At 42.8% G+C, this 6,541-nt stretch carries 5 protein-coding genes and 1 tRNA gene; 2 read left to right on the forward strand and 4 right to left on the reverse strand.

All coding sequences use genetic code 11. The features are described from left to right. Nucleotides 1-364: 364 nt before the first annotated feature. The 4 genes from cobA to nirB form a co-directional block, all read right to left on the reverse strand. Complete coding sequence (gene cobA, locus MHO82_RS04670) at nucleotides 365-1,171, reverse strand: uroporphyrinogen-III C-methyltransferase (protein WP_239182703.1); 807 nt, start codon at nucleotides 1,169-1,171, stop codon at nucleotides 365-367. A 46-nt stretch (nucleotides 1,172-1,217) separates the two neighbouring features. Next, nucleotides 1,218-2,039 (reverse strand): nitrite transporter NirC, encoded by an 822-nt coding sequence (gene nirC / locus MHO82_RS04675; protein ID WP_239182685.1) that lies wholly within the window; start codon nucleotides 2,037-2,039, stop codon nucleotides 1,218-1,220. Between the two features lie 158 nt (nucleotides 2,040-2,197). Beyond that, the gene (nirD, locus tag MHO82_RS04680; RefSeq protein ID WP_239182686.1) at nucleotides 2,198-2,524 is read right to left on the reverse strand and encodes a nitrite reductase small subunit NirD; all 327 of its coding nucleotides are present in this window, start codon (nucleotides 2,522-2,524) and stop codon (nucleotides 2,198-2,200) included. Then, nucleotides 2,521-5,070, reverse strand: a complete 2,550-nt coding sequence (gene nirB / locus MHO82_RS04685) for a nitrite reductase large subunit NirB (protein ID WP_239182687.1) — start codon at nucleotides 5,068-5,070, stop codon at nucleotides 2,521-2,523. The genes nirD and nirB overlap by 4 nt, the downstream gene beginning before the upstream one ends. A 307-nt stretch (nucleotides 5,071-5,377) precedes the next feature. On the opposite strand from nirB, the gene MHO82_RS04690 reads away from it, so the two are divergent. Together MHO82_RS04690 and MHO82_RS04695 are read left to right on the forward strand one after the other, a co-directional pair. Continuing rightward, nucleotides 5,378-6,319 (forward strand): bifunctional precorrin-2 dehydrogenase/sirohydrochlorin ferrochelatase, encoded by a 942-nt coding sequence (locus tag MHO82_RS04690; protein ID WP_239182688.1) that lies wholly within the window; start codon nucleotides 5,378-5,380, stop codon nucleotides 6,317-6,319. A gap of 135 nt (nucleotides 6,320-6,454) precedes the next feature. Next, nucleotides 6,455-6,541 (forward strand) — tRNA-Ser (locus MHO82_RS04695).

Below are 6,541 nucleotides of genomic sequence, written 5' to 3' on the forward strand. Positions count from 1 at the left end.
TGTTAAAGATTTGTTTTTATTTTGGGTGTGTAAATTGAACGTAAATGATCTTCGTTTTAAATCGTATTTATGAACAAGTTCAGTTTAGGAAACGAATTCATATCAAGCAAGCGACTGGTTATGTTAAGTTTTTTATTCTTTATAAACATGTTGCTTATAATGATTTAGAATATAGTTCATTTTGCTGTTTTTAAAATAAACTATCTGAATGTAACTGAATTGTGAAGTTTGTGGGCGGGTGGATAACCAGTATAAATAGCTGATTATCTATTTTTTCTTAGTGTGAAGTGTTAGGAATGTGGGGGAATGATACATTTAAATAAGGCCAACTTTTCGCTGGCCTCTATAAAAATGGTTTTTATTATTAAATGCTATTAATTGCGGTAGCGCTGTTTTTTTGCATTTCAAACCAAGAAAGCTGTTGATGGAGCTGCGTAACACTCCCCACAATAATGAGAGCTGGGCTTTGTGCTTCTGCTGCTTTAGTTGATAACTCAGTTAGCTGCCCCGTTATAACCCGTTGTTTCGACTGAGTACCATTTTCCACAATAGCAAAAGTGGTATTTTCAGCGATGCCATTATTCAGAAGTTGTTCTTGAATTTTATTACTTTGCTGCAAGCCCATATAGAACACTAGGGTATGGTTGCTCTGAGCAAGACAAGCCCAGTTGATTTCCTCCCCATTGGCTTGTAGATGGCCAGTAATAAATTGAACACTTTGTGCATGATCGCGATGAGTCAGAGGAATACCTGAGTAAGCGGCACAACCAGCCGCTGCGGTAATTCCAGGCACCACTTCAAAAGCAATATTGAAAGGCAATAGGGCTTCTAGTTCTTCTCCACCTCGCCCAAAAATAAAAGGATCTCCGCCTTTTAAACGAACGACTTTGTGTCCTTGTAGAGCTTTATCCACCAGTATTTGATTGATTTGATCTTGGGGAACGCAATGATGACCTGCTTTTTTTCCAACAAAAACCAGTTCAGATTCTGAATTCACCAATGCCATAACTTCTTGTGAAACAAGGCGATCGTAAACTACTACTGTTGCTTGCTGTATTAAGCGTAAGGCTTTAACAGTGAGTAAGTCGGGATCGCCTGGCCCTGCACCAACGAGAGAAACAAATCCGCGTTCAGCAATATTGTCTAGGCTATTGCTAGGGGAGTGAGTCATTACTTCTTTGCTCATGTCGATTTCTCTCGCTGATCTTTAATGGTTATTACGCTTTAACAGGTTTTGCTGAAACTTGATCATCAGCGTGTTTGCTTAAATTTGGGCGCTCTTCTTTTGGCGTTGAATACCAATATCCAAGACCCATGAATACCGTTCCTGATACTAAGTTACCAAGAGAAACCCATAGCAGGTTGTGACCAATGCCGCCAAGCGTATAAGCATCTGAATGTTGGCCGAACCACGACATAGCAAAAATAGTCATGTTAGCGATGGAGTGCTCGTAACCAGAACCGATGAAAGCTAATAGACACCACCAGATAGCAATGAAACGGCCAGTACCTTCAACGCGCTGACACATCCAAATAGCAAGGCATACCAGCCAGTTACATAAAATCCCTTTAAAGAAGAGGATCATTGCTGGCGCTGATGTTTTTGCTAGGGCGACTTTGTGCAGTAAGCTTTCGGCATCTGGCAGTAATTTACCGCCACCTGCGTAGAAATAAAGAAGAGCCACAGCGACAGAGCCTAGTAAGTTGGCGACCCAAGTTTGTGGAAGAATACGAGCGTTATCTTTCCAAGTGATCACGCCAGACTTTGCTCCGAAAGACAAAAACATAGAGTGGCCAGTAAAGAGTTCGGAGCCTGCCATGATCACGAGGGTTAATGCCACACCAAAAGTGGCACCCATAACAAGAGGGCGAATGGATGGGTCAACAAGGTTGCCTAAAGTGAAAATTAAAATAATACCAAGGCCAACATAGGCGCCTGCCATTGCAGAGCTTATCCAGAAGCCAAGAGGATTTTTATCCGCCAGTTTCACAATTCGTGCTGCGTTGGCCGCGCACTTTTTGATTGGGTCTGAGTACATACTGTATTCCTAAGTTTGTTAAATCCAAAATATCTACACGTATAAAAGAGGAGGACAGGCTTCTGTTATACGTGTTGACACTCCAGTTCATCGACTTTTGTATTGCCACCAGCCTGTCGGTTGGTGGCAATGATTTTGTTGTTGAAGGTTGCAAGAGGTTAAGCGGCAACCTCTATTGAATCACCTGTTACTTTTGTTTTGTATGCGGTAATGGTCACCGCTTGGTTTTCTAAACAACGGCCATCTTGTAAGTTGAAACGTTGCTTTTTCAGTGGGCTTGCTACCCAAAGTTGCTGTTCATGCTCGCAGATCAGGCCGCGAGATAATACATTCGCTTTGGCAAATGGATCCATGTTATCAATCGCAAAAATTTCTTTGTTTGCTCGTGGGCGAAATAGGGCAATTTGCTTACCGTTAACCAGTGCACAAACACCAGTACCAGGGATGATGTCGTCTAGTTGGCAGACTTTAGTCCACTTGCTCATACTGTTTCCTCCAAAGAAATTTTGTATACGTCTGCTTTTTCTTCGATAGTGGCAGGGCGGTGTTGATCTCGTTCGCTAACAAATTGAACGTTGTTATCACGTTTGTCACTGTTGATGAAATGAGCAAAGCGCTTTTGTTGTTCCTCATTATTAACGACATCAGTCCACTCACAGTGGAAGCTTTCAATCAGTTTTGCAATGTCCGTTTCCAGCTGTTCATTGATACCAAGTTTGTCGTTGATGATGACTTCACGTAGGTAATCAATACCACCTTCCATGTTTTCCATCCAAACTGACGTACGTTGCAATTTATCTGCGGTGCGAACGTAGAACATTAAGAACCGATCCACATACTTAAGTAAGGTTTCTTGGTCTAAATCGGCCGCCAGTAAATCGGCATGACGAGGTTTCATACCGCCATTACCACACACATACATGTTCCAACCTGCATCGGTTGCGATAATGCCTAAATCTTTACCTTGGGCTTCAGCACATTCTCGGGTACAGCCAGAAACACCAAACTTCATTTTATGAGGGGTACGAATGCCTTTATAGCGGTTCTCAAGTAGAGAGCCTAAGCCAACACTGTCTTGAACACCAAAGCGACACCATGTGCTACCCACACAGGTTTTTGCCATACGAAGGGCTTTTGCATAGGCTTGGCCTGTTTCGTAACCTGCTGCGATTAGCTTTTTCCAAATGGCTGGGAGATCATCTTTTTGCGCACCAAATAGGCCGATGCGTTGGGCACCAGTAATTTTGGTATAAAGGTTAAACTCGGCGGCAACATCTGCTAACGATCCGAGAGCTTGAGGGGTAACTTCACCACCAGCCATACGTGGAATAACTGAATATGTACCGTCTTTTTGCATGTTGCCTAAGAAGTTATCGTTGGTGTCTTGTAAGCCAGTATTCTCAGGTTTTAGGACGTGTTCATTCCAACAAGAAGCGAAAATAGAGCCAGCCGCAGGTTTACACACTTCACAGCCATAGCCTTTACCGTGCTTTTCTAATAACTCATCAAAGGTTTTAATCCCTTCAATACGGATCAGGTGGAAAAGCTCTTGGCGAGAATATTCAAAGTGCTCACATAAGTGGTTTTTAACTTCGATCCCAGATTTGGCTAATTCAGAGTTTAGAACTTGCGTAATTAATGGTAAACAACCACCACAGCCAGTACCGGCATTGGTTACCGCTTTAATTTCACCTAAAGTCGTGTGCCCGTCAGCCACAGCTGCCGCAATTTTTCCTTTGGTTACGTCAAAGCAAGAACATAGTACGGCAGATTCTGGTAGGGAGTCGGCCCCCATGGCTGGCTTTTCTGCACCAGCGTGTGCAGGAAGAATTAACGTATCTGGATGCTTAGGAAGCTCAATGTCGTTTAGCGATAATTGCAGTAGGTTGCCATAGTCTGATGTGTCACCGACTAATACTGCACCAAGCAGCTTTTTGCCATCGTCAGAAACGATAATACGTTTGTAGACTTCTTCACTTTCATCAAGGTAAACGTAGCTTTTACAGCCAGGGGTACGTCCATTCGCATCACCAATACTGCCCACTTTTACGCCCAGCAGTTTAAGCTTTGCACTCATGTCGGCACCTTCAAAGGCGTTTTCGTTGCCTAGCAGGTGGTCCACCGCAACTTGTGCCATTTTATAACCTGGCGCGACCAAACCAAAAAATTGTTCATTCCAAGAAGCACATTCACCAATGGCGTAGATGTCGTTGTCACTGGTGACACATTGGTTGCTGATGTTGATACCGCCACGGCGGCCAGTCGCTAGGCCACATTGGTGAGCCAATTTATCTTGAGGGCGAATACCGGTGGAGAATACGATGAAATCAACTTCTAGCTGAGTGCCATCGGCAAATTTCATGGTGTTGCGTGCATTTTCACCTTCGGCAATGATTTCCAGTGTGTTTTTACTGGTGTGGACTTGAACGCCTAGTTTTTCGATTTTTTGGCGAAGTTGTTCACCACCTGCACGGTCAAGTTGCTCTGCCATCAGTACTGGTGCAAATTCAATGACGTGCGTTTCAACCCCTAATGCTTTTAATGCGCCAGCAGCTTCAAGGCCAAGTAAGCCACCACCAACTACAACGCCACTTTTACTGCGTTTTGCGGTTGCTTCAATGGTTTTGAGATCTTCAATGGTACGGTATACAAAGCAGTCTTTGCTTTCGTTCCCTTTAATTTGAGGAACCCAAGGGTATGAGCCAGTTGCCATGATCAATTTATCGTATTTGATTTCACGGCCAGAATTTGAATAGATGATTTTTTGAGAGCGGTTGATGTTAATGGCGCGTTCACCAATCAACACATTGATACCGTGCTTCTCATAAAAACCTTCTTTAACTAAAGAAAGCTCATCAGCGGTATGGTGAGAGAAGTAAGAAGAAAGGTGAACGCGATCGTAAGCAACACGGGGTTCCTCACAAAAAACGGTCACGTCGAAGTTATCTAGCTCTGCTTTTTCTACAAGGTCTTCGATGTAACGGTGGCCCACCATGCCGTTACCGATGATAACCAGTCTGACTTTGCTCATAGTGCTTCCTAAAGTTTTTAATTCTGCAGATATGATGAATTGTTAAGAAAAGTACAGATATGATGTAAATCAATTACGAAACCAAACTACCCTAAAGGGGTAGATAAAAGTATCAATTAGGTAAAAAGAGGTAGATATTGGTGGTGTGGACTACTCCTTATTAATTATTCCTGTAATTTAACTACGACTTGGTTTGAAATAGTCTGACATATTTGCTTTATTTTGGTCACAAGTGATTATGAAATGACTCTTTGGAGTAGATGTGGTTAGATGAATGGTAGTTTGTTTTAGATTAAAAAGGTGATCCATGCGCTATTTTCCCATTTTTTTGGATCTCGCAGAGCGTGATGTGCTTGTTGTTGGTGGGGGAGAAGTCGCTTGCCGAAAGATTGAAATGCTTGTTAGGGCAGGGGCGAAAGTAACAGTTGTGTCTCCGCAGGTACGCCCGTTTCTTCAGTCTTTAGCGGATGAAGGGCAAATAAATTACGTTAAAGGCTTTTATAACAAAGGACTGCTAACTCCCCATCTAGCGCAAGTATGGGCAACAACAGATAATCCGGATCTGAATCATCAAGTCCATCAAGATGCGACTTCCACAGGCATTCTGACGAATGTGGTGGATGACTTGGCGCATTGTGATTTCATCACACCTTCCATAGTTAACAGAGGCAAAATACAACTGGCGATTTCCAGTGGTGGTGCTTCTCCTGTACTTGTCCGATTCATTCGAGAGTTACTGGAAACGCAATTACCACAAAATCTTTCCTTACTGGCTGATTTCGGCAGTACAAAAAGAGAGCATGTGAAGCAATCTTTATCCACGGTGGATGAAAGGCGTAAGTTCTGGGAGCTGTTTTACCGTTCTCAGGAAGTAGAGCAGGCCAGTGATGAAACTCAGCTTGAGCAAATTTACCAAACGTTACTGAATAATGCAGAAGCGGCACAAGCGGTGCGTCATTGGGTTGAATTTGGCGATGATCCTGAATTACTGACGTTAAAGGCACTGCGCCTGATGCAGCAAGCTGAACTTGTTTTGTATGCAGAAGATTGTCCTGATATTTTTGTCGATCTGTGCCGGCGTGATGCTGAACGTTTTATGTTTGGAAATGAAGATCAATTGCTGGATTACATTGCTACGGCGCAAAAAAATGGAGTGCGTGTGTGTGTTCTGATTGCGAAAAATACACAATTTAATAGTCACTGTTTACAAAAATACGTGGCGAATGAGGTTTATATCGCAACGCATTAATGGATGTCTTGTTGTTATAATAGACTAGCTTAGAGTATTGTTTGATCGTATTGTATTAAGTGTATTCGGTTGATTTTTATTTTAAATTACCACTTTACAAGCTTACGCTAGGTGATTAATATTCACCGCACTTACGGAGAGATGGCTGAGTGGTCGAAAGCACCGGTCTTGAAAACCGGCATACGTTTGTAGCGTATCTAGGGTTCAAATCCCTATCTCTCC

It is taken from the genome of Vibrio sp. Of7-15 (assembly GCF_022347565.1).
Lineage (GTDB): Bacteria > Pseudomonadota > Gammaproteobacteria > Enterobacterales > Vibrionaceae > NORP241.